The sequence below is a fragment of the Qipengyuania mesophila genome, assembly GCF_019711655.1.
Classification (GTDB): Bacteria; Pseudomonadota; Alphaproteobacteria; order Sphingomonadales; family Sphingomonadaceae; genus Qipengyuania; species Qipengyuania mesophila.
This window is the reverse complement of the sequence record NZ_JAIGNU010000001.1, coordinates 834,168-860,535: the sequence shown is the minus strand read 5'-3', so window position 1 is coordinate 860,535 and position 26,368 is coordinate 834,168. Positions and strand designations below refer to the sequence as shown.

16 protein-coding genes and 1 tRNA gene are annotated in these 26,368 nt (G+C 62.4%); 14 read left to right on the top strand and 3 right to left on the bottom strand.

All coding sequences use genetic code 11. The features are described 5' to 3' along the window. Positions 1 to 35: 35 nt before the first annotated feature. Positions 36 to 1,256 (top strand): phage major capsid protein, encoded by a 1,221-nt coding sequence (locus tag K3181_RS04255; RefSeq protein ID WP_221601086.1) that lies wholly within the window; start codon positions 36 to 38, stop codon positions 1,254 to 1,256. 83 nt (positions 1,257 to 1,339) lie between these two features. Here K3181_RS04255 and K3181_RS04250 read toward each other — a convergent pair whose 3' ends face one another. Both K3181_RS04250 and K3181_RS04245 read right to left on the bottom strand, forming a co-directional pair. After that, positions 1,340 to 1,963: a Cap15 family cyclic dinucleotide receptor domain-containing protein gene (locus tag K3181_RS04250; RefSeq protein ID WP_221601084.1), complete on the bottom strand. Its 624-nt coding sequence runs from the start codon at positions 1,961 to 1,963 to the stop codon at positions 1,340 to 1,342. Next, complete coding sequence (locus K3181_RS04245; RefSeq protein ID WP_221601082.1) at positions 1,963 to 2,847, bottom strand: nucleotidyltransferase domain-containing protein; 885 nt, start codon at positions 2,845 to 2,847, stop codon at positions 1,963 to 1,965. Before K3181_RS04245 ends, K3181_RS04250 begins: the two co-directional genes overlap by 1 nt. A gap of 346 nt (positions 2,848 to 3,193) precedes the next feature. Here K3181_RS04245 and K3181_RS04240 point away from each other — a divergent pair. From K3181_RS04240 to K3181_RS04225, 4 genes are all read left to right on the top strand, one after another. Then, positions 3,194 to 3,269, top strand: a tRNA-Thr gene (locus K3181_RS04240). Positions 3,270 to 3,732: 463 nt separating this feature from the next. Then, positions 3,733 to 5,283, top strand: coding sequence for a toll/interleukin-1 receptor domain-containing protein (locus K3181_RS04235; RefSeq protein WP_221601080.1), 1,551 nt, complete (start codon positions 3,733 to 3,735; stop codon positions 5,281 to 5,283). Positions 5,284 to 5,286: 3 nt separating this feature from the next. Next, entirely contained in the window at positions 5,287 to 5,931 is a 645-nt protein-coding gene (locus tag K3181_RS04230; protein WP_221601079.1) for a hypothetical protein, read from the top strand. Positions 5,932 to 5,934: 3 nt separating this feature from the next. Next, positions 5,935 to 7,440 carry a tetratricopeptide repeat-containing protein gene (locus K3181_RS04225; protein ID WP_221601077.1) on the top strand — a complete coding sequence of 502 codons (1,506 nt, stop codon included), beginning with the start codon at positions 5,935 to 5,937 and terminating at the stop codon, positions 7,438 to 7,440. On the opposite strand, the gene K3181_RS04220 is transcribed toward K3181_RS04225, so the two are convergent. Further along, positions 7,437 to 8,090 (bottom strand): Crp/Fnr family transcriptional regulator, encoded by a 654-nt coding sequence (locus K3181_RS04220; protein WP_221601075.1) that lies wholly within the window; start codon positions 8,088 to 8,090, stop codon positions 7,437 to 7,439. The two genes, K3181_RS04225 and K3181_RS04220, sit on opposite strands and share 4 nt — an antisense overlap. Positions 8,091 to 8,926: 836 nt before the next feature. Between K3181_RS04220 and K3181_RS04215 the strand changes: the two genes are divergently transcribed. From K3181_RS04215 to K3181_RS04175, 9 genes are all read left to right on the top strand, one after another. Further along, positions 8,927 to 9,277, top strand: coding sequence for a TrbC/VirB2 family protein (locus tag K3181_RS04215; RefSeq protein WP_221601073.1), 351 nt, complete (start codon positions 8,927 to 8,929; stop codon positions 9,275 to 9,277). Between the two features lie 424 nt (positions 9,278 to 9,701). Beyond that, entirely contained in the window at positions 9,702 to 12,083 is a 2,382-nt protein-coding gene (locus tag K3181_RS04210; RefSeq protein ID WP_425594535.1) for a VirB4 family type IV secretion/conjugal transfer ATPase, read from the top strand. Beyond that, positions 12,083 to 13,261: a type IV secretion system protein gene (locus K3181_RS04205; RefSeq protein ID WP_221601068.1), complete on the top strand. Its 1,179-nt coding sequence runs from the start codon at positions 12,083 to 12,085 to the stop codon at positions 13,259 to 13,261. The genes K3181_RS04210 and K3181_RS04205 overlap by 1 nt, the downstream gene beginning before the upstream one ends. Next, positions 13,258 to 13,998, top strand: a complete 741-nt coding sequence (locus K3181_RS04200; protein ID WP_221601066.1) for a VirB8 family type IV secretion system protein — start codon at positions 13,258 to 13,260, stop codon at positions 13,996 to 13,998. Before K3181_RS04205 ends, K3181_RS04200 begins: the two co-directional genes overlap by 4 nt. Before the next feature lie 8 nt (positions 13,999 to 14,006). After that, positions 14,007 to 14,645 carry a TrbG/VirB9 family P-type conjugative transfer protein gene (locus K3181_RS04195; protein WP_221601064.1) on the top strand — a complete coding sequence of 213 codons (639 nt, stop codon included), beginning with the start codon at positions 14,007 to 14,009 and terminating at the stop codon, positions 14,643 to 14,645. Positions 14,646 to 14,965: 320 nt separating this feature from the next. After that, positions 14,966 to 15,832, top strand: coding sequence for a TraB/TrbI/VirB10 family type IV secretion system protein (locus K3181_RS04190; protein ID WP_221601063.1), 867 nt, complete (start codon positions 14,966 to 14,968; stop codon positions 15,830 to 15,832). 557 nt (positions 15,833 to 16,389) lie between these two features. Then, on the top strand, positions 16,390 to 20,760 hold the full coding sequence (locus K3181_RS04185; RefSeq protein WP_221601061.1) for a beta strand repeat-containing protein: 4,371 nt from the start codon (positions 16,390 to 16,392) through the stop codon (positions 20,758 to 20,760). Positions 20,761 to 20,797: 37 nt separating this feature from the next. Beyond that, a complete protein-coding gene (locus K3181_RS04180; protein ID WP_221601059.1) occupies positions 20,798 to 24,346 on the top strand; it encodes a hypothetical protein in 3,549 nt (1,182 codons plus the stop codon). A gap of 200 nt (positions 24,347 to 24,546) precedes the next feature. Then, a complete protein-coding gene (locus K3181_RS04175) occupies positions 24,547 to 26,367 on the top strand; it encodes a ShlB/FhaC/HecB family hemolysin secretion/activation protein (protein ID WP_221601057.1) in 1,821 nt (606 codons plus the stop codon). The last annotated feature ends 1 nt before the right edge of the window (position 26,368 follow it).

Below are 26,368 nucleotides of genomic sequence, written 5' to 3'. Positions count from 1 at the left end.
CGATCCCCTCACCACATTCGTTTTCGGAGCTACCGATGCAACATTTCAACCTACCTCGCGCCCTGCGTGGCGCGGTTCGCGCTGAGGAAACCCCTCAGCAGCTTTTTGCGCAGATCAACGGCGCGATTGGCGACCTTCGCCAGCGGCATGACGACAACATCAACGATGTTCGCGAGCACGTCGATAACCTGTCCACTGCAATGAATGCGATGCAGGGCCAACTCGACCGCAATGTCTTGTCGACCCCCGGTGCCAGCGCCATGCTTCCGGTCGAGCCGGACTACACCAAGGCGTTCGCCAGCTTCATCCGCAAGGGCGACGGCGAAGCGAAGCTGTCCGAGCTTCAGAGTGCGGGCGACCGCGCTGCGATCCAAGCGGCGCTTTCAGTCGGCTCCGACGCGAATGGCGGCTTGCTTGCACCTATCGAGTGGGACCGGGAGATTTCCAAGCAGCAGGTGACGACCTCGCCCATGCGGAAGCTCGCCAAGGTTATGACGACCTCCGTGGGCGCATTCACCACTCTCTGGCAGTCGGGCAATCCGGGCAGCGGTTGGGTAGGCGAGACTGCGGCCCGTCCGCAGACCTCGAACCCCACCTTCGATCCGATCACCTTCGCGGCTGGCGAAATCTACGCCAACCCGGCTGCAACGCAGCGCATCCTCGATGATGCTGCGATCGACATCGGTGCGTGGCTTGTTGATGCACTTCGTATCGAGTTCAACCGGCAGGAAAACATCGCCTTCCTTTCCGGGTCGGGGGTCAACCAGCCCGCCGGTCTGCTGACCTACGTCACCGGCGGCGCGAACGATGGGACGCACCCCGGCGGCAACCTCACAGTGGTCGAGGAAGCTGTTGCGGTCGATGCCCTCATCGACTTCATGTATGGCTTGGGCGCTCCTTATAGACAGAACGCCACCTGGGTTCTTTCTAGCCTTACGGCTGCGGCGCTAACCCGCCTCAAGGACGCTGATGGCAATCTGATCTGGCGCGAAAGCCTTATCGTTGGCCAACCGGCCACCCTGCTGGGCCGCCCGGTTGAGATCGATGAAGGTATGCCGGGGCCGACGGCTGGCAATATCGCGATTGCCTTCGGTGACTTCCGGGCCGGGTATTTGGTGAATGATCGTTACAGTTCGCTGCGGCTGCTGCGCGATCCCTTCACCAACAAGCCCTTCGTCCATTTCTACGCTACCAAGCGCGTGGGCGGGGGCGTTCTCGACCCGAACGCTATCCGGCTCCTCCGCATCCCGGTCTAAGCCCGTAGGATCGATGCAGAGGGAAACTAGAAGCCCCGCCGGTAATCTCCTACTGGCGGGGCTTCTTCACGTTTCTAGCCGCACTAAGACTGGTAGAGCGCCTGCGCTTCGTTGAATGTCATCGGCGTCTTTGATTTCCTATCCGTGAGAGTGACTGATCCAGTCGTTTTTCGGTCAGTCCAATATTCTCCTTCGAGGCGTGTGGGTGTTGCGCTTTCCACGCTTAAAAGCATCGCGCCGTAGTGGATTTGGCTACGATAGCGATACATCGATTTGGGCTTGTTTCGATAGGCGCAGCTTATCTCGAATGTTCCATCAGAGCACGCTTCTACACCCGCTGAGACAGTCTCCGAACTCGACTCTTCCGTAATTAGCCTAAGGCTTATCTGCGAAGCTGTTTGTCGCACGACTAAGAAGCAATGGATGGTTGGAACACCTTCGTTCGTTTCCGGGTTCACCCAGTCGCTCTGCAGTTCGACCTTCCATGTTCCGTGGACATAGGGGCGCTTGATAAGCCAACCTCTAAAGATCGGTAGCTTCCATGCCCACGCGTCAAAGAGAAGCATGACACCAGATACGGCCCCAACAACGGTTCCGAATGGCGCGAGCATCTCCCAACTCAAAGGAGTTCCTTTGAGCGCCAGTAGCCCTACCCAGAAGGTGACGGACAACGTCAGAAACGCAGTTATTTGCGGCCGTGTCATCATCACTCGAAACCTACATAGTCCCAACAGTCAGAAAGAAATTTATGCGCGCTCTCCCAAGTCCAAGCTTGGGAGCCACGGAAGAGATACTTGAGTTCACTAACCTCCCCCCACTCCTCGCACTTTTCGTAAGTCATAGTGTTGTTGAAAAGGTAGGCGAGTGCCTCACGCATAGACTGAGACCAAGAGCCATAGGTTAGATACTGGTCCGGCACATTCCAAATAAGACACTCCATCAAGAAGCTTGAGGTGCCGTCAGCTGAGGGAATTTCGTCAGCGAGCATGGCATAGCGAAGGGTCTTGAGAATTCTAACGCAGCCTTTGTAGGATCTTCCGGTGCGGTCGTTCTTCGCCACGCCATTATCGTAATGCTGGTCGGGCCAATTAATGATTCGCCTCCCCTTTCGGGTTCGCATTTCGACACCTTCCAAGAATCGTCCGCTGTCGTCGTATCTGCGATGATCGAAGAATGGAGCCGCGTCGGCATCAACTCGATACGTGTTGGCCTTTATATCGAAGGCCTTGTCCCCAGCATCGACTGCGCTTTGCCCGAAGTAATCTATCAAGGCTTGGCCCAACTCTGCCCGGAAAGTTTCGAAGTCGTATGTGGCGGGCACAATGCCGAAGGTTTCGCGAGTTGAGCCATCAGGTCCGTCCCAAAAGAAGGTGTTGCTACAGACCACCGCGATATCAACATCGCTATCGGCGCGCACATTGACGCGATTGCGATATGAACCCTGAGCGAAAACGCGCACGCTTCGGGCCTTCAATTTGTCACTTGCTGCAATAGCGTTCTTAATCGCCCTCTCCGCATTCTGCATCTTGTCGCGTTCCGTTTGCGATGGAGGTGCTGCGAAGCGTTTAAATTGTTCTTCAGTAAATCTCATATCAAACCTTCACCCGGTCTATAAATACATCAAGAACGAATATGGAACGCAGATCAAGATTGAGATGGCATGAAAGGCGTTATCAGCTTGGGGATAAGTCGGGTGGGTCCGCTCTCGATGCTTCAACACATCTCAGCTTGCCCCGACCATCGATCCTGCCTATAGGGCGCGGCGCTGGTTCAGCCCCGGCCTTCGTCCTTAGCCATACCGGCGGAGGGGCGGATGGAGGGGGAGGGGCCGTGCCTCAACCCGCTAGTTTCGTGATTCTCTCTGGCTATTCAGGGGCTTCCGAACTTTCGGTTTGGGGGAGGCTCGGGCCTCCACTTCTCGCTTGTCAGCGACGAGTGCCGCTTTAGCTCAGTTGGTAGAGCACATCATTCGTAATGATGGGGTCACAGGTTCGAGTCCTGTAAGCGGCACCACCACTTCCAGAAGCAAGAATCGACACTCACTGCGGAAAGGCTGTTCGGCTGTTCGCGCGCTTGGGTCCTGTTTGGGACGCATCGAGCTGTCTCTCAAGAATCAACCGGTCAGAACTCACCTACGTCCTCAGACGACGTGAGACCATTCGATCTGATTTTCAACACAAGATGAATCTTCTGCTCATGATCAATATCACGGCGTCTTTTCCAAGAAATCAGAGATCGTGGATTATGTGAAGGGGAGTTCGTGGATTCTGATATCCGCCTATTCGCAATGGCCAGAAGCGGCACCGAATGGGAACTAAAAACCCGTCGAGAGCCAAGGCTTCTCACGTCAGGCATAAAGCTGCTCCAGCAACAGATTGTCCATCGGCCAAATGAACGGCCATGGCATTCAGATTAGAGATACTATAGTTTGCGCTTGCCTACCTAAGGATGTTGAGCGGTACGCGGAGGCCAACAAGTGCGGTCCAGCGAGGGAACCAGTTCCGCCACGCCGTCGTTTCGAGCTTTCCTCAGCTATTGCCACGCCGACAAGTTAGCGGCGCAGCGGCTGCATCGCCGACTCGAAAACTATCGCCTGCCAAGGCATTTGCGGCAGCCCTCTGAGGGAGGAATGCGGGATGGACGGATCGGCAAGGTTTTTCGCGACCGCGAGGATCTTCCCGCGGCGACGGATCTTTCGGCCGTCGTGCGGCAGGCGCTGGCCGCGTCGCAGGCCCTGATCGTTCTGTGTTCGCCCGATGCCAAACTCTCACGCTGGGTTGCGCGCGAGATCGAACTGTTTCGCGAACTGCACCCCGACCGGCCGATCCTGGCGGCGCTGTTGCGCGGTGAGCCGGAGGAGGCCTTGCCCGCTTCGCTGCGCGCCAGCGGAGAGCCGCTGGCGGCGGACCTTCGCAAGAATGGGGATGGAGCGCGGCTCGGTTTTCTCAAGGTCGTAGCCGGCTTGGTAGGTGTCCCGCTCGACGCGCTGGTGCAGCGCGACAGCCAAAGGCAGGTGAGACGCGTGATGGCCGTCACGGGCCTGGTCGCGGCGGTTGCCCTAGCCATGGGTGTGATGACGATAATCGCATTCAAGGCGCGCGGCGAAGCGCAGCGGCAGCAGGCCGAGGCCGAAGGGCTGATCGAATACATGCTGACCGACCTGCGCGAGGATCTCGACGGAGCGGCCGGGGTTGCGGTGATGTCCCGCGTGAACAAGCGCGCGCTGTCGTATTACGAGGACCAGCAAAGCCTGGAATCGCTGTCACCCGAAAGCCTCGAGCGCCGGGCACGGGTAATTGGCAGGCTCGGCGAAGACGCCATGTCCCGCAAGGACTTCGGCCTGGCGCGGCGCAATCTCGAGGAGCGGGCGCGTACGACGCTCGGCCTGCTCGACGAAGACCCGACCGATCCCGGGCGTCAGTTCGATCATGCGTTGAGCCTCAATCGCCTGGCGGTTCTCTCGCAGGCTGAAGGGAATGGCGAGCAAGCGGAGATCGATCTTCGGAAGAGCTGGACGCTGTTATCGAAGGTGCAGGCGTGGAAGAGTCGAAACACCGAATGGCAGCGCACGACGACGCTGGTCGCCGGAAATCTCTGCGCGATCGATGTCCTGAACAAGGCAGTCGACGAAGAGACGCTCACCAAGTGTCGGATTGCTATCGAATTGGGGCAGGCGCTTGCGAAGCGGGACGATGTCGCATCACGTACGCCCTACGACCTGGCCTTCAACCTCATGTGGCACAGCGTCGCGCTGGAACAGGCGGGGCGGCGCGACGAGGCGCAAGGCGTGCGGCGCGAAACGCTGCAACTGACCGACCGACTGGCGGCACAAAACCCGGATAACCGCAAGATCACGGCGCAGCGGATGGAAATTTACGGCTATCTCGCCTCGTTCGAAGCGCCCCCGACCCGCCGCGCGATGCTGACGACGGCGATGGACATCGCCCGGCAACTGACGCGCCTCGATCCCGACCATGCGGACTGGCGATCGAGCCTCGAGAACTATCGCACCAAGCTGGAGGAGTGAGAGATGAGCAAGGCAGAAAAGACATACGACAACATCTATCTATTCCAGGTGGAGCAACCTGCAGATGGCTTTGCGGTGTTCGGCTACGTCTACAAATTCCGGGGTGATCCGATGAGTCGGTCAGCCGCAGCAGCTGAAATCGAAAAAGGGCCAAATACACAAGAATGGGAGGATGTTACCAAGATGCATGCTAGAGAAAACTTCAACATGCTCTTCGCGCCCAACACGGAAGGATTGGTATTCGTTCGACTGCCCATCACGAATCCGGTAACTGTGTTTGGCGATAAGAAGGTTGTCGATCTCAACGTAAAGCGCAACGGTTCCAAGAAGATCGTCAGGGCATGCAAGCTCCATCCTAACAATGGTGTGGCGGGTCTCATTTGCTCCTTTGAAATCAATATCCCAGATGCAGTTGCCGATATCGGCGGAGCCAATAATCACCATGCAATCGCGCGATTGCCGATCATGTTCGATTTCGTCGATACCGACGGTGTTTCGCCTGTTTTCAAGGATCCGCGTCACAAGCGAAAGGAAGCGGTTCGCAAACAAGAACGTCGGCATCGCGAACGAGCCAACCACCTGACGGACGATAAGAACCACGGTGGCATCCATCCGCCATCGGGTTCCAGCCTGATCCTGGTGGCCTGACGCTTGGCCGCTAGTACCTTGCTCAGCCCGTATACACAGCTCCTGCGCCTCGCCCGCTCCGGTTCGCCCGAGCGGGCGTGGTCGTTGATGGCGCAGCACGGCCTGCTCGATTCCGACAGCGATGACAAAGCGCTCAGCTTGCAGGCGCGACTGGTCAAGGATCGGGCCAAACGCGCGACCACTGGGGCGGAGCGCGCACGGCTGTTCGATCAGTCGGCGCAACTCTACGCCAAGGCCGCGGGCCTTTCCGGAGCGAGCTATCCGCTGATCAACGCCGCATCGCTTTCGCTCTTCGCCGGCAAGCCGGCGCAGGCGCAACGGTTCGCCCGACAAGTGCTCGACCTGATCGAGTCCGACCCCGAGGAAGGCGAAACCCCCTATTGGCGCGCGGCCACGCGAAGCGAGGCGCTGCTGCTGCTCGATCGGGAGGAGGAAGCGCGTGCAGCGCTGCGCGAGGCTATCGCAAGGCAGCCGCAGGCATGGGAAGATCATGCTGCAACGCTCGCGCAATTCGAACTGATCCTGGCCGAAAAGGGCCTGGGTGCAAATTGGCTCGATGCGCACCGCCCGCCGCCCAGCGTTCATTTCAGCGGCATTGCCCGGCTCGCGCCCGATACGCGCGCGGTCTCCGAGGCAATCGAGCATTACATCGCCAGCGAGAGACCGGGCTTTGCCTACGGCGCCCTCGCAGCCGGGTCGGACCTGCTGTTCGCCGAGGCTTTCATCGCCTGGCGCGATGCCGATTGCCCCGCGGCTGAACTGCACGTCGTGCTGCCGCTTCCCATCGATCAGTTCCGCCGGCTTTCGGTAGCGGCTTTCGGCGATCACTGGCTGGAGCGGTTCGACGCAGCGCTGGCGCAGGCAACCAGCGCAACGGTTTACGGGCTGGACGATCCGGAGCTACCGCTCGCGGTCGAATATGCCGATCTGGTCGCGATGGGAAGAGCGGTCCGCAACGCGCGAGTGCTCGAGAGCCGGGCCGGCGCGATCACCGTGGTGGGCAAAGGCGAGAGTTTGCGCCCGCAACTGGCATCGTGGCGCGGCCGCGGCCGCCCACTCACGATCATCGAAGGCGTCCGTGCTGGCGAGACAGTGCTCAGGTCGGCGCCGACCCACCAGCGGCTGCAGATACTGGTCTGGGCACGCGACGCCGACGGGCCGGCAGGAACGCCGCCCGCGCGGCGCGACGTGCAACGGCATGGGTATTTGGGTGGGCACTGGTCCCTCCATGACGACCTCGCCGAGGCAGGAAAGCTGGCGAAGGACCTGGCCGATGGCGGCGATGGCGCGCAGGTTGCGATCGTCCTCGCTCCATGCAACCCGAATGATCCCTCCGCTCCCGTGTTGCAGCGCGCCGCGGGTCTCGCCGCCGTGGCGACCCCCGGAACGGTCGTTGCCGATGAAGCCACGGCCATGGCGTTGATCCGGGCTGGGTGGGGCGGGACGATCGAAGAGCTGGGCGAGCTGCTTCTGCCGTCCGGCCGCGAGCCGATCTGGAGTATTGGCTAGACGATCAGCTCTTCGAGCATGCGGCGCGACACGATGGTCAGCTTGTCTGCTTCGCGCTGGACGATGCCGCGACGTTCGAGGCCATTGACGGTCCGTGACGCAGTCTCGCGGGTCGTCTGCGCCATCAGCCCCAATGCTGCGACGACCGGCGGCGGCGAGATACAATCGCCACTTCCTGCCGCGTTAAGGAGTTCTGCGCAGACCCGGCCGGTGGCCGACAGAGTGATGCGAGCCGCCATTCGATCGAGCGCGGCATGATATTGTCGGGCGAGAATCATTGCGAGCCCGCTCCCGATCCGTGTCTCCTCTTGGACCAGCGCACCGAGATCCTTGGAGGAGATTTCAAGCACGGCAATATCATCACGGGCAATAACGTCTGACACGAACACCCGTTCGTTGGGCAACGCGCCGAAAAGTTCTCCAGGGCCGTGCGCCATCAGCAGTTGGACCTGTCCGTCGCTACCGATGACTTTCAGCTGAGCCTGGCCCTCGAGGACGATCCACACCTTGGCGCCGAGATCGCCCTGATGAATCAAGGCCTGATTGTGGCGATAGACCACAAACCTCATCGCGTCGTCGAGACGCTTTGCCTCGGCCGCGCTGCACGCGAAGAACGATGATAAGGCGCTCAGTCGTTCCGCTTCATCCATATCAGGCCTTCTCTCTTGTGACCGGCGTCCGGATGGGGAGTGCTTCCATGGCGGAAGAAGCAAAGATGACGATCGCGGTCCAGCGCGGTCATTGGAGTGGGATCGCAACAAACTTCGCGACAGCGGAGACAGTCGGCATAGATTTCGATCCTTACCGGCACAGTAGTCAGGAGCGAGCAAGAAATGCAAATTGAACGTGGTGGCCGAAATCGTCTCGACCCGCGCCACAGGACCTCCTGACCAAGTCCGAGCGAAGGGCGAAAGCCCCGGACAAGACACGGTCCGGGGTGACAGTCTGCCCGCGTGTGGCAGTATATTTTATACGGCGTGACGGCGATCAAAGTGCAGCAAGAGCGGAATGCGTAATGACCTCTGATCCGAGTCGAAGAGGAAGTCATCATGTCGCAAGAGCACTATTTCATTCGCGAAGGCGTGAAGGTCACCCGGTCTCGTATCGCTCTTTTCGGACCGCTCGACGAATGATTGCACGTTCCACCGGGACAGCAACCGCAGAAGCTCAGGTTCAACCTTGGCGGTGGGAACTTCGCGCGATGCATCCTCCAGTCAGGCGAGGCCTACGCGATCCCCGAGAGACGGAACAGTCGGCTCATCCGCTTGCGGCAGCGAGCTGGATGCGGCGACCTTCGCGATGGACAGATTTGTTGCTGACAGTACTTCCTCCCTGAACGCCGTCGCTTCGCGCAATAGGGACACCAGCGTCTCATCACGATGCGCCGTTGTTCCGTCGCCAATGATGAGTTTGATTTGTATCGCGGAAGAACAAAGCTTGCCATGGATACTAGACGGCGTATCGCCCTGGGTGGCATATCTCAGAGATGGTCGAAGCGCTCCTTTGGATTTCGGAACTCCTGACGGGTGCGGTCGCGGTTTCGATCGCAACCCTTGCCGTGGCCTTCACCGGTATTTCCATGCTGAGAGGGCGCGTCCCCTATCAAAGGGGCGCGATGGTCGTCATTGGGTGTTTCATAGTTTTTGGCGCTCGGTTTGTCGCCGAAGGACTGTCGGGATTGGCCGACTATCAGACTGAACCCGTAATTTCGCGGACGTCGGTCGATCAACCACCTCTATTTGCCGCGCCTGATACAGGTGATCGTCGAAATGACCTTTATCCCGGGGCCGCGATACCGGATGCCACATCATCCGTCGGCGAGGGTGGCGTGCGTTGACCATCTCGAATCGGAAGACGCCTTAAGTGAGCGGGGGGCATTACATTGTGCCCGAACGGTTGCTTCGTGAGGTCTGCATTTCCGCGCATCTAGCATTGCCGGAGTGGCGTGCCTTGGCTTCAAGCCAAACTGACGAGCGGACCCTTGGCCCGGTCCATGGGCGAACACAAACACACTTGGGCTCGTTGACATTTAACGATGCCATGGACTCCTGATGCCGCGATGAAGTGCGCTGCCAGAAACACACAGGCCGGATGGTCGTCTGCTAGCGTTCGGTGTGCCATCGGCATTTTTCGGTCGAACCGTGATCTGGGCGCCGAGTTCCATTGCCGAATTCATACTTGCTTGCTTGGAGAGTAATGACGTTCCTGAGAGCTAGATCGCGCTTGACCCCACAATGTCTTCGCGAGAGAAGTCTTTGAATATGGACGCGGGGGGCGGAAACAGCGACTGGAGTCGCGAGGCGGCGGTCGGCCGGCACCTGCCCTATGCCGCGCAGATCGACCGGCGTACGATCCGCCTGCGCGACGGGCGGCTGATGCAGGTGATCGAGCTCGAGGGGCTCGCCTTCGAGACGCTCGATACCGAGGATATCGAATATCGCGAGACCTTGCGCGACGGCATGCTCCAGGCGCTCGGCTCCTCGCGCTTCGCCATCTACCAGCACATCGTCCGCCGCCAGGTCGAGCCATCGCTCGACGGCAGCTTTCCGGACGAATTCTCCGCGGGGCTGGACCGCCGCTGGCGCGCCCGGCTCGAACGTAAGGCGCTCTATTCGAACCAGCTCTTCATCACCGTCGTCCTGCGCCCACTGCAGGGCAAGGGCGGCAAGGTCAGCGGGATCGGGCGGCTGCTGCGCAGCACCACCCGCTCCGAGCGCGAGGCCATGCTGAGCGACGATCTGCGTCAGCTCGATGCCGCGGTCGAGGCACTCGAAGCCTCGCTCGGCGCCTATGGCGCGCGCGTGCTCGAAAGCTACACGCACAAGGGCGGGCTCTATTCCGAACAGCTCGAATTCCTCTCGATGCTGCTCGATGGGCCCGCGCGGCCGATGGCGCTGACCGAGGGCGATCTGGGTCACTACATCCCGCGCCGCCGGATTACCTTCGGGGCCGAAAGCGCCGAGCTGTCGAGCGACGGCGCGCTACCGCCGCGTTTCGCCGCGATCGTCTCGATCAAGGATTATCCGGCCTACACTTCCGCGGGCATGCTCGACGATCTCATGCGGCTGCCCTTCGAGCTGCAGCTGTCGCAGAGCTTCGCCATCGTCGAGCGGCAGAGCGCGAGTTCGCGCATCAACCTGTCATTGCGCCGCATGCGCGCAGCGGACGACGAGGCGATCACGCTGCGCAACCAGTTGGCCGAGGCGCGCGACGCGGTCGCCTCCGGCCACACGATCTTCGGCGAGCACCACCTCACCGTGACCGTCTTCGGCAGCAGCGAGGGGGAATTGGCGAGCCATGTCTCCGAAGTGCAGGCCTCGCTCGCCGATATCGGCATCGTCTCGACCCGCGAGGATATGGCGCTCGAGCCCGCATTCTGGGCGCAGTTTCCGGGCAATTTCAAGTATATCGCCCGGCGCGCGCTGATCTCGAGCCAGAATTTCGCGAGCCTTGCCAGCCTGCATAACTTCCCCACCGGACGCGCCGCCGACAACCACTGGGGCCCCGCCGTATCGGTGCTCGAGACCAGCGCCGCGGGCCCCTATCACTTCAACTTCCACCACGGCGACCTGGGCAATTTCACCGTCATCGGTCCGTCGGGCTCGGGCAAGACCGTGGTGCTCAATTTCCTGCTCGCCCAGGCGCGCAAATACGATCCGCGCATCGTCTTCTTCGACAAGGATCGCGGCGCCGAGCTGTTCCTGCGCGCCACCGGCGGGCGCTATGACGAGCTGCGGACGGGCGTGCCGAGCGGGTTCAATCCGCTCAAGCTGCCCGACACGCCGACCAACCGCCAGTTCATCGCCGAATGGATCGGGCAACTCGTCAGCCAGCCCGACATCGCCCTGCTCCCCGAGGAGCGTTCGCGCATTCGCGCGGCGGTCGACGCGAGCATGGAGGCTCCCGCAGAGTTCCGCCGGCTCGCCTATTTCTCGCAGCTGCTCCAGGGCAGCGCGCGGCCGCATCCGGGCGATCTCGGCGCGCGCCTCGCCCCATGGTGGGGGAATGGCGACCGGGCCTGGCTGTTCGACAACGAGCACGATCTCGTCGACCTCGACCAGAAGGTGGTCGGCTTCGACATGACGCGCCTGCTCGACGATCCGACCCTGCGCACGCCGACTATGATGTACCTGTTCCACCGTATCGAGGAGCGGCTCGACGGGACGCCGACGATCATCGTGGTGGACGAGGGCTGGAAGGCGCTCGACGACGAGGCCTTCACCAGCCGCATCCGCGACTGGGAAAAGACCATCCGCAAGCGCAACGGGATCGTCGGCTTCGCCACGCAGAGCGCTGAGGATGCGCTCGACAGCCGCATCGCCTCGGCGATCGTAGAACAGGCCGCAACGCAGATATTCATGGCCAATCCGAAAGCTCCGGCGGCAGCCTACATGGATGGCTTCGGCCTGACCGAGCACGAATACCAGATCGTGCGGACCCTGCCCGACACGTCACGTGCGTTTCTCGTCAAGCACGGCCAGCACAGTGTGGTCGTGAGGCTGGACCTGTCCAACGAGCCCGACATCATCACGATCCTGTCGGGGCGCGAGACGACGATCCGCATTCTCGACGAACTGCGCGACGACAAGGGACGCTTGCCCGAAGACTGGCTTCCGCGCGTGATTGAGCGGGCGGCAGCCTGATGAGTTGCGGTGCGCCCGTTGCGACGCTCGGCACGATCCAGCGCTATTCCGTGTGGCTCGATTGCCAGGCCGAAACGATCGGCCGCGACGGCTTTCTCGGTCTCGCGGGATACAGCCTCGACAGCGGCATTCTGACCGCCTTGCTGACGATTTTCGTTGCGCTGATCGGCTATCGCCTGATCCTCAATCGCGAGATCGACCTGTCCGACGGAGTCGGCTGGGCGGTGCGGGTGGGGATCGTGTTGGCCCTTCTGACGGGTTGGACTGCATTCCAGACGCTCTTTTACGACGTCGCCATTGCATGGCCGAGCGAGCTAGCCAGCCGGATCGGCGAGTCCAGCGGTATGTTGGAGGATCCCGCCGGCGCGCGTGCACAACGAGCCTATGATGCTTTGCGTGTGGGGCTGGAAGGCTTCCAGCCATCGGGTGAGGAGGGCGGCAATTACTATGCGCAGCGGCCACTTCCGACGACCGCGACTCTGTTCTTCGTATCGACCGTCGGATTGGCGGGTGCGGTTCGCCTCGCAGCCGCGTTCCTTCTCGCCATAGCCCCTTTCCCGATCATGGCGTTGTTGGCTGGTCCCGGAGCCGGACTGTTCCTGGGGTGGGTCCGTGCTCTGCTGACCACCGTCTTCGCCACGACCGGCCTGGCGTTGTCGTCTTCGCTGGGCCTGCTGGCAGTGGAGGCGGAACTCTCGCGAATGCAGGCCCTGGGCCTCGCGAGCTGGCGCGCGATCGATGAGCAGGCACCGCTGGCAATCGTCGTGACATTCCTGCTCGTCGGTACGCTCATCCTCTTCGCAAGCTCCAAACTCGCCAGCGGGATTACGGTGGTGGCTTGGCGCCTGCCGGCAACCGCGGGAACAAGCGTGGTGCGAGAGCAGGGGCATAGCGAACAAGCATCGCTACCAATGGCGAGTGTTGACCGAGCCGGACAGGAGGCAGCCTCACGCGGCGGTGTTGCAAGGCCAGTCGCAGTCAGCGAGGCATTCGAGCGCACAATCCGACGCGAGAACGACGCGGCCGGGGGTGGGAGTGTCGTTGGCCCCTTCATGACGTCGACCGGTAAGGCGGGCCACGAAACGGCTGGGACCAGACACGCCTCGAGCTACACCCGCAGTCGCACCCCTTTGGGCCGACGTCACCGCAGCACGATCAAGAGGGATGGCCGAGCGTGACCCATCACAAGCCCGACGAATATTTCGAACTCGCCCGCAGCTGGGCGGTCGAGAACGACGAACGAGAGCGCAAGAGTTCGAGGCTTGCATGGCTGGTTGCCGGTGTTGCTGCGGTCGTGGCGTTGGTCGAGGGGTTGGCGTTGTTCGCGCTAATACCTCTCAAGACCACCGAGACGGTCATGATGCTGGTCGATCGAAACACGGGCTATGTTCAGCGCATCGATCCCGCTGACGCCTCGCTGGTTCGAGCCGATGAAACGCTGCTCCAGTCGATGCTGGCGCAATATGTCACGGCGCGAGAACGCTTCGATCGCGCCAGCGTCCAGGACGACTACCGGAAAGCGTCGCTGTGGTCGGCAGGCAGCGCGCGCCGTGCCTACGTCGCGGAGATGGCGTCGAGTAGCCCGTCTAGCCCATTCAATCGCTTCCCCCAGGGCCAGAGCGTGGCAGTCGAGGTGAAGAGCGTGACTAAGATCGATAGGGATCGGGCTCTCGTGCGGTTCGATACCTTTCTCGATGCGCCGGACGGGCGCCGAGAACCATTCGGTTCATGGATTTCGCTCATCGAATTCCACTTTTCCGACGGCGCGATGAGTTTCGAAGATCGCCTCCTCAACCCGCTCGGCCTTCAGGTCACGATGTATCGTCGGGACGCGGAGCGACCCACTGAGCAATCCGGAGCGGGGGGTGGGGCAGCGATCGCTGCAGACCGCGGATTCGAGGACGCGCAAGGATGATCTGCCGCTTGCTGACCCTTCTCACGCTTGTTCTCGTTTCGCCTGCGCATGCGCAGGGCGATCCTCGGATCGTCGAGGAGGCCTATGACCCCGATCTCGTCTATGCCGTCTCGATATCCCAGGGCAATGCCACGGTGATCCAACTCGAAAGAGGCGAGGCTGTAGAAAGCATCGTCGTAGGGGATGCCGACGGCTGGCTGGTCGAAGCGACGGCCAGCGCCGACAGGGTGGTCGTCAAGCCGGTGCAAGGCGCCCGGCGAACGAACATGATCCTCCTGACGACGAAGCGAAGCTATGCGTTCACGCTCGATGCCATGGGCGGAGCGGATACGTTCCTTCTCAAATTCCGGTACGGGCCCGAAACCCGTTCCAGTGCCGAAGCGGGTGCATCCTATCGGTTTCGGGGGAGCCGATCGCTGAGACCACGCCTGATTACCGACAACGGTCGAACGACATCGATCTACTGGAGCCCCGACGTGCCCTTTCCCGCGGTATTCACCATTGACGATGAGGGAGATGAAGTCGCAGCGGAACATCGTGCTGCCGGGGACGGGCTCATCCTCGAAGGGGTTCATCCGCAGCTGGTTTTTCGTAGCGGCAAGCAGAAGGCAACCGCCACCCGGATAGCGGGCGAGGGTCGGCCATGACCGCGCGGGACCTTGGGGCCGCAGGCGGGACGGATATCGGTCGCGTCTCCACCGTTCGCAGGCCGCGTCAGGGCCTCCCCGATTGGGCCATTGTGGCATGCGCGGTTTTCCTGGGGCTCCTGCTCTTCTTGTTCTTGTCGAGTGAACGAACGAGTGATCGGGAACTTTCGCTCTTTGCAAAGGGAGAAAGCAGCCCGATCGCCTCTCCCCCACCTCTTCAGGTCGATCGCCGGGACTTTGGTGTTCAGCCGCGGAGTCTTCCTCCCGAGGCGTTCGAAAATGCCCCCCCAATCACCTTTGCCCCCCAATCGCGGCCGGCGGTGATCGCCTATCCCGAGCGTGCTCCGCGTCCGCTGGACCAGTCGGAAGAATTTCGGGCCCCATCCTCCTTTGCGCCGATGGGAGGCCCGCAAAATGCGGACGCCGGGTTCTCAAGCCGTCGCGAATTGCCCCGTGCATTGATTTTCGATCATGGGATCGCTCGAACTCCCGCGAAGCTATCCCAAGGCCCGGTGGTGAATTCGATGGCGCAGGGTCAGGCGTCACCGGAGGATGCCTCCGATCGGATCCTGACCCCGCGACCGGCACTCCGAGGGCCCTTTCTCCTCCCCTCGGGTTCGACAATTCCGGCCGTGTTGCAGACCGGGGTAGATACTTCGCGTGGTGGACCGGTGCGCGCGCTTGTGACGAATGATGTGCGCGGCCAGGATGGGCGCGAGGTAGTCGTTCCGAAGGGGGCGACCCTGAGTGGGACCTATCCTGCCGGAGCGGAGGCCGCCGGCAAGCGTGTCCTGATCACCTGGGAAAGGTTGCACCTTCCGGACGGCCGGGTGGTCGACATGACCTTTCCTGCCACGGACAAGTTCGGGACTGCCGGGGTGGAGGGGAAGGCGCACGGCAACGGCTTGACCCGGTTCGCGGGCTCGTTCCTCCAATCGGTCCTGAATGCGGCGACATTCGGTCTCATCAACCGGGCTACATCCAGCACCGTCTATGTCGGAGGCGCAATCCCAACGCCTCAGATCGCTTCCGAGCAACCTTCTCGGCGCATCACCGTCCCTGCCGGAACGACGGTTGTCGCGTTCGTTACCCAGCCTATCGATTTCTCGGAAGGCGAGGAGTCGGTTTCCAGAGGACCTCGCGCAACAAACCGAGAGCGGCTCGAAGTAGACCGGTGGTCCGACTGAACCGCACAGGGGCAATCGGTCATCGGCTTGGCCTCAAGATCGCCTGAAAGCGATCGAAACCTGCAAGATCCAGAAGTTGAATTTGTTTGTAGCGCAACTTTGTTGTGACCCTTTCCCTGTCCCGCGGACAGGGAACTTGGCTCTGAAAATGGCGAGAATCTGGGGTTTTCGAGGGCTCTCGCAAGGCTGCGGGTTACTCGAAAACAACCGCTTTCCCTGTAGTTTCCCTGCGAAACAGCGAAGCCAGGGAGATACCGGTTCACTCAAGACTGTGTCACGCACTCACTTTTTGATCCTTAACCTATGTGATGGCCTTCCGCTTTTCAAAGTGTTAGGCCTACGCCCAAGTATTGGGAAGAAGCCCGACAGAACGGGTTCTCCGGATCGCAGGAAATCGTCGATTGGACGGCCGCGCGCTGCGCGGGCGGGAGGTTGATTCGAATGGGCGGTCCGGTCTTTTCGGGCGAATATTGGCAAATCGGGCCCACACCGCGGCCACGAGGTTACTCCCGTCCTCTCGTCCATTCCCATCCGTTTGTCGCCACGGAGAACACATTATGACCCGCTCCAACTCGCTGCTGCTATCGGGCGCCGGCCTCGCCATGGCGGCTGCGCTTCTCATGCCTTCGGCTGCGCAGGCGCAGGCGTTCAACGCTACGCCGTCCGTCGTTCAGGGCGCTGCGGACATCGACCGGTCGGTGCGCAATCGAGACCTGCTGACGATCCATACTCAGGGCACGATCATCGACTGGACCCCCTATGAGGACGGGTCGGGAAGGGCCAAGACCTTCCTGCCGCACGGCAACACCGCGATATTCCAGAATTCGAAACTCAGTTCGGACTTCTCGGTCCTCAACCGCATCCTGCCCTCGACAAACGGGGATGTCGCGATCATCGACGGGACGGTTATCGGACGGATCAAGGACTATACGTCGGGGACCTCGCAGAGCGGTGGTTTCATCGCCTTCTATTCGCCAAATGGCATCGTCGTCGGCAATTCGGCCGTCTTCGATGTCGGGCAGTTGCTTTTGACGACCTTGGCGCTCGACCCCGACGATTTCCCATCCTCGGATGGATATTTGCGGATGACGGGCGCGCCGGGCCAGACCGCAGGGGTTCGCGTGGCCAGCGGCGCACAGATCTCCGCAAGCGACTACGTAGCGATCGCCGCGCCAAGGATCGCCATGAACGGCACTGTCGATGTCGACGGCTCGGTCGCCTATGTCGCAGGCGAACAGGTCAACCTGCGCTTCAACGGCGGCCTGTTCGATATCGAGGTTCCGGTCGGGACTTCTGTCGATCCGGCGATCTGGCACACGGGCACTACCACCGGGGCGGCCAGCACGAGCGCGAGCCGTCCGCACAAGATCCATTTCGTCGCCAAGGGCCAGGGCAACCCTGTCGCGATGCTGCTTGGCGGGAACATCGGCTTCGCTGCGGCATCGAGCGCCAGCATCGACAATGGCGATATCGTCCTGTCCGCAGGCTATGACGTGAGCGATGGGCAGAGCAACCCGGGCATGGTCTCAGAGGGTGCTGCGGAAGAAACGATCCGGATCGTACGCGGAACGAATTTCACGTCCAGCGTCGATGTGGCCGCGACCGGGTGGTTCACTGCAAATTCGGCCAATGGCGCAATCGACTTTGCCGAGGGATTGCGGGCCCGGGCTGCCCGCGGAATCGGCCTTCTGGCAGCCAATGGAAACGACCTTGCGATTGCTGGCAATCCCGACCTGAGGTCGGCGGGTTACGTCAATGCAGATGGCGATGTGTTCGGCGGAACCGTGAGGCTTGCTGCGACTGAAGATGCGACTCTTTCGGTCGCCGGACATCTGCGGGCGAATGCCGTGCCGGACCTGGACAGCGGGAACTCCACTGGGGGCAATGTTTCGCTTGTCGGCGACGGCGGCGCGATTTCGATCGGCATCAGTGCGACCCTTACGGCAGATTCGAACATCTACGACAGCAGCCAGCCCGTATATTTCGGGCGCAGCTTCGGTGGAACGGCGCTTGTGGAGGCCCGCAACGGCGGGTCCGTTACGGTTGGCGCCAGGCTGAACCTGAGCGTGAAAGGGGTCGGTGAAAGCGGGCGCGGGCGTAGCGCGATCGGCGGTGATGGGCTTATTCGCGCTTTGAGCGGGGGGTCGATCTCGGCGGGTAATTCCGGTGGTATCTATGCATCGGCTCAGGCCGGGACTGCAGCAGGTGTGGTCCAGGTCGAAGATGGCTTTTCCGCGCAAGGTGGCACTGCGCAACTGCTCGCCGATGGAGGAACGATCGAATTCCATCGCATTAGTGGATCTGCGACCAATAAGTTTGATCTCGATGTTTCGGCTCGCGGCAGCTCTGGCGCCGGCACCAATGTGGACGGTCCAAGCACCGATACCGGTGGCTTCGCCCGGGGCGGGGTCAGCCGCTTGGTCGCGAATGACGGTAGCATTGGCATGTACGTTGTCACGGACATGTCTGCCCATGGCTTTGGTGGTCAGGGAGGATCGGGCGGAGGTGCAGCGGGCGGTCGTCTGCTGATTTCGGCCAAGGGAGCTTCGACCATCCATATGTCCCGTCTCGACGCCGATGTCGGCGCGACCGGCGGCCGCGGATTTTCGACGATCGGATCGGGAGGCCGGGCCGCCGCTGGCTCCGTACTGATCGAGACCTATGACACAGCTGTCGTCTATTCATTAGACCAGCTGAACGCCAATGCGGTCGGCGGGAACGGGAACAGCGGGGGCAACGCCGTTGGGGGTACTGTAGGTATCCACGTCCACACGGGTACGAAAAGCGCCACCACCCACATCGAGACGAACGCGACAGGCGGAAATGCAACGGTCGGCTATGGTGGCAGCGGAGGCAATGCGACTGCCGGCTCCGCGTTCCTCCAGGCCGATGGATCGTTGGAAGAGTTCGCTCGGATCACTGGAGGAGGGCAGATTAACGCTGAAGCGCAAGGCGGGGATGGCGGCCCAGGCGACGGCGCCTCGATTGGTGCGGGCAATGGTGGAAACGGTACGGGCGCGCTGTTCGATGGAACCGTCGGACACGGCGGGGTCTATGTTCTCGTCGGGCGGGACAATGCCAGCGTCCAAAACCTTGCCCTTTACTCCAATCTCGGCACCGGCGGGGCCGGGGGATTGGGCGGCGCTGGTCAGGCCGACGGAATTGGCGGAACAGGCAGGGGCGGGACGATTCACATCGGACGATTCGCCGGCGGGGGCGATGGGTCGATCGACAATGGCCGCACGACGGGCGCTAGTTTCAGCGTTGTGGCCAGCGGCACCGGAGGTGGCAGGAGTGATGAGGGGACTGGCGGGGCCGGGTATGGCGGATTGGTGCAGGTCATCGTCGGAGGAGGTCCCTATGGATACGGCAGCAGGTCCTATTTCTATGCGAACGGGAGTGGCGGTAGCGGCGAAGTCGGCGGTGATGGTTTCGGCGGGTCGGTGCTCTTCGAAATCGGCGCTTCGACGCAATATGAAGAGGGTGACGTCTGGGTGAAGGCGCAGGCATCCGGTGGCCAGTCGACCACTGGGCAAGCAGGCAACGGATTTGGCGGCGATGCCACTTTGCGGATTCTCGGAGATGCCACGTTTTTCGGTGAATTGAACGTGATCTCCAACGGCTCCGGCGGACTGTCGAGCAACGGGTTCGGAGGCAATGGAACTGCCGGAACGAGCCAGGTTCTCATTGGCAACGGCGGCAGCCTGACATTGTCCAGTAGGCACCTAAGCCCCCGTATCTTTGCCAACGGCAATTTCGGTCCCGGCTACCTCGGCAATGGCAACGCGACTGCAGGCATCGCGCGCATCATCGTCGACGGGGGGACGCTATCCCTGCCGGAAGGCAACGAATATACGGAGAATTTCATCGAGCTAAGCGCTGCAGCGCGTACGAAAGAGGGAACGGCGGAAGGTGGGGCCGTCATCTTCAAGGCCCTAAATGGCGCAGTGGTCACGGTTCCGATCTTCGAGCTGGATGCGTCCGCAACCAAGACGGGGACCGGGACTGCGACCGGCGGTACCGTCGAAGTGGAAATTCAGTCGGGATCGTCGATAAGGGCCTATCTTGTCGATCTGCTTGCCAACGGTGCGACGACGGCGGGCTCATTCGATGTCTCCAGCTATGGTGGAACGTTGGAGTTCGGCCATTTCACCGCCTCCGCGACAGGGTCGTCGGCCGGCGCGACGTCACGGCTCGGCGGGCTCGGCGGAAGCTTTGCGATAGGCAATTGGCATTCGGTTTCGACGGCCGGCGACCTGGTTCTTCGCGATATTTCGGCTGCGGGCTCCCTGGGTTCGCTGTTTCCCGGACATTACGAGGCGGGTAGCGCCTCGGTCGACATCACCGCCGGAGGGACGGTGCGGGCCGAGGGCACCATGGCCTATCACGATGTCGCGTCTACCGATGCATTCAACGTGACCGCTGACCGGCTCGAGATCGTGACGCCCGGCAGCATCCGGCTGACCGCGCCGGATGCCACCTATGCGGGTCAATTCACCTTCGAGGGCTCCGATTTCTGGATGGCCGATGCCGATACCATCGCGCAACTGGCGGCCGACCCGACTTTCGATGGCCGCAACGCCCTGCTCGCCACGGCGGCGTCGGGCAGTGACTCACCGCTCGGCTATCTGCGCACGGGCGATGCGACGCTGATCACCGACGGCACCCTCCTGGTACGCAATACGGGCACGGCGGTGGCACCCGGAGGCATCACCGTGACGGGCACGCTCGGCATCGGCGGGGGCAGCGATCCGGTGGATCTGTTCGCCTACGGCCGCAAGCGGAACGGTGACGGCACTTTCGTGACCGGCTCGGCCTTCTACGATCTCGTCGATTTCAACGCCGGCCGCGGCGTGGGCGATCCGCCCGTTACTTATACCGACGGCTCGCAATTCAACGATTGCAACGTGAATGCAGGAACTTGCTAGAAGCCGCATCAACCCGATCGCAGATGGGAGAAATGAAATGACCCGCGCAGCCACCCGCTATCATGCCCTGCTGTTATCGGGCGGCGGCCTTGCGATGGCGAGTGCGCTTCTCATGCCCTCGGCTGCGCAGGCGCAGGCTTTCAACGGTACGCCCTCAGTGGTTCGCGGCAGCGCGACGATCGACCGTTCGGTGGCCAAGACCGACACGATCACCGTCTCGACAAGGACCACCGTGATCGACTGGACTCCGTTCGAGGATGGGTCGGGCAAGGCCAAGACGTTCCTTCCGCGGGGCACTACGGCGATCTTCCAGAACCTGCGCTCCGCGTCGGGGACCACCGATTTCGCCGTGCTCAATCGCATCCTGCCGTCGAGCAATGGCGACGTCGCGATCATCGACGGCACGGTCATTTCGAGGGTGAACTACAATTTCGGTCCCGGTGCCGGCGATAGCTCGCGTGGCGGAACCGTTGCCTTCTATTCGCCCAATGGCTTGCTGATCGGCAATTCGGCCGTGTTCGACGTCGGGCACCTCCTGCTCACGACGCTGGCGCCCGACCTCGACAGTTTCGACAGCTACCTCGACGGCGGCACCCTGCAACTGACCGGCTCGTCCGGACAGACGGCGGGCGTGCGCATCGCGGGCGGTGCGCAGATCACCGCTCCGCGCAAGGACAGTTCCTTCGTCGTCGCCGCTCCCCGCGTGGCGATGAACGGCACGGCCTATGTGAACGGCTCGACCGCCTATATCGCAGGCGAGCAGGTCAATATCAGCTATGACAATGGCCTGTTCGACATCGAGATCCCTGTTGGAACCACGGTGGACACAGCAATGTGGCACACAGGTTCGACCGGCGGCCCGGCGCGCACCACGACCGGCGAGAACCACATGATCTACGCCGTCGGCAAGGGGCAGGGCAATCCGATCACGATGCTGTTTGGCGGCAATCTGGGCTTCGACCCGGTGGTGACCGCCGGCGTCTACAACGGCGAAGTCATCCTGTCGGCAGGCTACGACGTGCATGGTCGGACAATGAACGTGGGCCCGGTCGCCCATGACGCGCCCGAAGAGACGATCCGGGTCGTGCGCAAGACGCTGTTCAAATCGCGCACGGACATTGCCGCGACGGGATGGTTCACCGCGAATACCAACCATGGCTCGATCAACTTCCGCGGCGGCCTCGACGCCTGGGGCGCTCGGGGCATCGGGCTGCTGGCGCAGGACGGCAAAGACCTGCTGATCGGCGGCAGTCCGGACCTCACTTCCTATGGCTATGTCGACGCGGACGGAAACAGCTTCGGGGGGATCGTACGCTCCGTCGCGCGAAGCGGCGCTACCATTTCCGTGGCGGGCAGTTACGACGTAAGCGCGGTTCCACTCTACCGCACGGGCGATACGACCGGCGGGAGCGCAATCATCATCGCGGATGGCGGCACTTTCCAGACCGAAAAGGGGGTAGAGCTACAGGCCGATGCCAATTTCATTTACGGTGCCGGCGGACTGTATGTGGTCGATGGCGGGCACAGCTACGGCGGCTTCGCCAAGGTCTCGGCGAAAAATTCCGGCACGATCGATGTGGGCACGGATCTTTTTCTTAGGGCGCAAGGCTCAGCCAGGAACGGACGCGCCCGCGATGGGCTGGGAGGGAGCATAATCATTGCGGCCGAAAGTGGCGGCATGATCGATGTCGCGGAGTTGATCAGCGCCTCTGCTAGCGGATCTGGCAGCAGCGGGAGCCGGGATCTCGGGCTTCTCGACGGACGTAACGGCATCGGCGGGTACATCAGGGTAGAGGCCAACGGAGGCTCTATTGCTGCCGGCGACACGGTGAGGCTGTGGGCGGAGGCTACGAGCGGCAGCGGCGTCAGCCAGAAAGATGGCTACGTCGCAGGCAATCCCATCGATCGCGGCGGAACCGCACGAGGAGGGACGGTACTTGTTACCGCGCACGACGGGTCGATATCCTTCGTCTTCGACATCAATACATACGCGGTTGCCGGAAATGGTGCCGATGGAGGAGACGCCTTTGGCGGCAAGGCCACGATCATGGGTTCCGGGGCGAGCGTGCTTACTCTCGGAGGAGGAAGCATGGAAAACTGGGCTTTCGGTGGTGAAGCTGTCCGGGCCGGAGGTTTCGGTGGCACCGGCGCCGGTGGCGAAGCTCTGGTCGCGACGTATGAAACCGCGCTGATCCATGCGACAAATTTCTACATGGATTCGCAAGGATATGGCGGTGTCGGCACGAATGGGGGCTTGGCCACCTCGGTGGGAGCGGGCCTCCACGCTTTCGGTGGAACGATCGAGGTCGATGATCGGGTCACCCTTCTGGCAAGCGCTCAGCCGCGCGCATGCTGCAGGGCCGAAGAAATGGCCAAATGGGGCGAGGCACAAGCCGGGACTGCCTTTATCCAGACGGACGGTTCCCTGACCAACCCTGCGACGATCACGATCGGCATTGATGCCCAGGTATACGCCGATGCCTTGGGACGCAACGCGACGGGTGGGACGGCCAAGGTGCTCGCTGATCGCGATACCGGGACGATCAGCGCACGGAAAATATACACCTCTGCTCGCGGCGAAGGTTTCAACGGTACCGGAACCGGCGGAACAGCGATCGTAGGCACCTTTGCAGGGCTGGGCGATGGCTCGCTTGGCAATGGCGAACTCTCAACGGGCCTCACCTCCATCAACGTCAACGGCTCCGGCTTTCGGGACAGTGAAATCGAGCGAGGCGGAACGGGTATCGGCGGCACGGCCCAGCTTGTGGTCGACGGAGGCCACGTCGACGCCGGAGCGATCGAGATCCGCGCTACCGGATCCGGCAATCGAGGCGCCTCCGGGGGCGACGGCACGGGCGGAAGCGCGACCATCGATGTCCTTTCCGGCTCTCTCGATGCCAGCTCCGCCTTGATCTACGCGAATGGATCGGGCGCATATGGTACCACCGGAAATGGCGGGAACGCCACGGGCGGGACGGTGGCCATCCGTTCGGCAGACAGTTTCACGATCGGCAACAGCTCAAGCCCGGGTGACCTTGACGTGACGGCGACCGCGAGCGGTGGAGATTCGCGCGATGCATCGGGTGGGGCTGCAAACGGGGGATCGATCGATGTGACCGTGAGCGATACGGGTCGGCTCTCGATTGCCGGCTCGACGAGCCTCGACGCCGGTGCGACGGGCAAGGGAGGCCCGACCGGCGGCGGCGATGCTGCGGGCGGAGAGGTCTCGTTGCTGGTCGACAATGCTACCGTTGCGATGCAGGCCGCCGAATTTCTTGCCGATGCCACCTCTTATGGCGGCAGTGCAACCGGGGGCACTGCCTCGGTCGAGGCGCTGAATGGCGGCACGGCCAGCGCGGTCTCGCTCGTGCTCGATGCGAGCGCCGTCAACACGGGGTCGGGCACAGCTGAAGGCGGATCCGCCAGCCTCGTTGCGCGCTCGGGCGCCCTGATCGATATCGGCGATCTCACCGTCGATGTAAGCGGAACGACGAGCGCCGGCTCTTATGACATCGTCGAAGATGGGGGCACGATCCAGATCGGCACCTCCAACGTGCCGACCGCGCAGGCCCCCGACGAGGAGTGATCGAGCAGCCGATTCTCACCCAGCCCCGGGCCCGGGGAGCGAGATTTTACGGCCGGAGGCGGAAATATACATGACAACGTCCTCAAGACGGTGTTAGGCAAGCTTCTAGCAATTGAGAAGAAACCCGATTTTACGGGTTCGCCGGATCGCAGAAATAGTCGGCAAGCGCGCAATAGCGCGTTGTTGAGGGGGCGATCTGCATGGGCTTGGGCCAACGAATCAACACGCATTTTATCCGCAGCCATGGCGCCGTATCGCGCGCGCTGCGGTCGGGCTTTCTCGCTGGGGCTGCTGCACTGGCGCTTCCCGCTGCGGCGCAGGCCCAGTCGGTGCCCAGCCGCAGTGAACTCGCGCCGCCGCAGGCGCGCGAGCCGGCGCGGCCCGCCACCACGCTGACGATCGACGGGGGGATGGAGCGTGCGCCCTGTGCGCTCGATGCGCCCGACCTCGCCGAGATCAAGGTAACGCTCAGCTCGGTGCGCTTCGTCGGGGCTGAGAAGGCACCCGACGTGGCGCTGGCCGGGGCCTATCAGGACTATCTCGGACGCGAACTACCGATCTCGGTGCTGTGCGACGTCCGCGCCGCCGCCAACCAGCGGCTGCAGCAGGCAGGCTATCTCGCGACCGTCGAAATCCCGGCGCAACGCCTGTCGAACGGCGATGCCGAAATGCGCATCGTCTTCGGGCGGGTCACGGCGCTGCGCGTGCGCGGCGATGCGGGCCCTTCGGAACAGCTGGTGGCGGGCTATCTCGAGCCGCTGACGCAGGACGAGGTCTTCAACACCCACAGGGCCGAACGCTACCTCTTGCTCGCCGACGATCTACCCGGGGTCGACGTGCGCCTCTCGCTGCGTCCCGCCTCGGGTGGCGAACCGGGAGACCTGGTGGGGGACATCGCGGTCGTCCGGCGTCGCGGTGCGCTCGATTTCAACGTCCAGAACCTCGGTTCGAAATCGCTCGGCCGGTTCGGCGGGCTGCTGCGCGGCGAGGTCTACGACCTGACGGGGCTCGGCGACCGCACGAGCCTGGCGCTGTTCTCGACCATCGATTTCGACGAGCAGCAGACGATCCAACTGGGCCACGACTTCGCGCTGGGCAGCGACGGGCTGCGGATGTTCGGCCAGTTCACCTACAGCTGGACCGATCCCGATCTCGACCTGCCCGGGCTCGACGTGAAATCGGAGACGTTGTTCGCCACGGCGGGGCTCTCCTATCCGATCCAGCGCAGCCGGAGCGCCACGCATGTCCTGAGCGGCGGGCTCGACTACGTCGACCAGGACCTGACCGTGAACGATTTGCGGCTGACCCGCGACCGGGTCCGGACCGCCTTCCTGCGGCTGGAATCGGACTATGTCGATCCCGCGAGCATCGCGGGCACGGGCGGCTATAGCGCCTTCGCTCCGCAACTTGCCGCGCGCAGTTCGGTCGAGCTGCGCCAGGGCATCGACATCTTCGATGCCACTCCCGACTGCCGCACCGCAGCGCTGGCCTGCATCGCTGCGGGCGTCGCGCCCAACCGGATCGAGGCGGATCCGACCCCGCTGCTGGTCCGGATCGAAGGGGAGGCCGATTATCGGCCGATCCCCGATCTGCGCTTCTCGCTCGGGATGAGCGCGCAGTTCACCGGCGATCCGCTGCCCGCCTTCGAGGAATTCGCCGCCGGCAATTATTCGATCGGTCGCGGCTACGATCCGGGCAGTGTTCTGGGCGACAATGGCTACGCGCTCTCCTTCGAGGTCGGCTATGGCTCGACGGCGCCCTCGGGACCGAACGAAACGGCGTGGGAAGGCTATCTGTTCACCGACATGGCCTGGGCCTGGAACGAGGATCCGAGCCGTTCGCCGCTCAATCCCGACCGCCTGTGGTCGGCCGGTGCGGGCCTGCGCTTCGCCTATGGCAGCGCGCTGCAAGCCGATGTGGCGGTCGCAGTGCCGCTCGAAAAACCTGATTTCGCCGCGGAGCGCGGCGATGTGCGCGTGCTCTTCTCGCTCACCACGCGCCTGCTTCCCTGGAGGTTCTGAC

Excerpts from the sequence above, each read along its gene's own strand:
- K3181_RS04220 (WP_221601075.1), bottom strand. The coding sequence starts at position 8,090 with ATGGATGAAGCGGAACGACTGAGCGCCTTATCATCGTTCTTCGCGTGC.
- K3181_RS04185 (WP_221601061.1), top strand. The coding sequence starts at position 16,390 with ATGACCCGCTCCAACTCGCTGCTGCTATCGGGCGCCGGCCTCGCCATG.
- K3181_RS04205 (WP_221601068.1), top strand. The coding sequence starts at position 12,083 with ATGAGTTGCGGTGCGCCCGTTGCGACGCTCGGCACGATCCAGCGCTAT.
- K3181_RS04230 (WP_221601079.1), top strand. The coding sequence starts at position 5,287 with ATGAGCAAGGCAGAAAAGACATACGACAACATCTATCTATTCCAGGTG.
- K3181_RS04175 (WP_221601057.1), top strand. The coding sequence starts at position 24,547 with ATGGGCTTGGGCCAACGAATCAACACGCATTTTATCCGCAGCCATGGC.
- K3181_RS04250 (WP_221601084.1), bottom strand. The coding sequence starts at position 1,963 with ATGATGACACGGCCGCAAATAACTGCGTTTCTGACGTTGTCCGTCACC.
- K3181_RS04180 (WP_221601059.1), top strand. The coding sequence starts at position 20,798 with ATGACCCGCGCAGCCACCCGCTATCATGCCCTGCTGTTATCGGGCGGC.
- K3181_RS04210 (WP_425594535.1), top strand. The coding sequence starts at position 9,702 with ATGGACGCGGGGGGCGGAAACAGCGACTGGAGTCGCGAGGCGGCGGTC.
- K3181_RS04245 (WP_221601082.1), bottom strand. The coding sequence starts at position 2,847 with ATGAGATTTACTGAAGAACAATTTAAACGCTTCGCAGCACCTCCATCG.
- K3181_RS04215 (WP_221601073.1), top strand. The coding sequence starts at position 8,927 with ATGGTCGAAGCGCTCCTTTGGATTTCGGAACTCCTGACGGGTGCGGTC.
- K3181_RS04255 (WP_221601086.1), top strand. The coding sequence starts at position 36 with ATGCAACATTTCAACCTACCTCGCGCCCTGCGTGGCGCGGTTCGCGCT.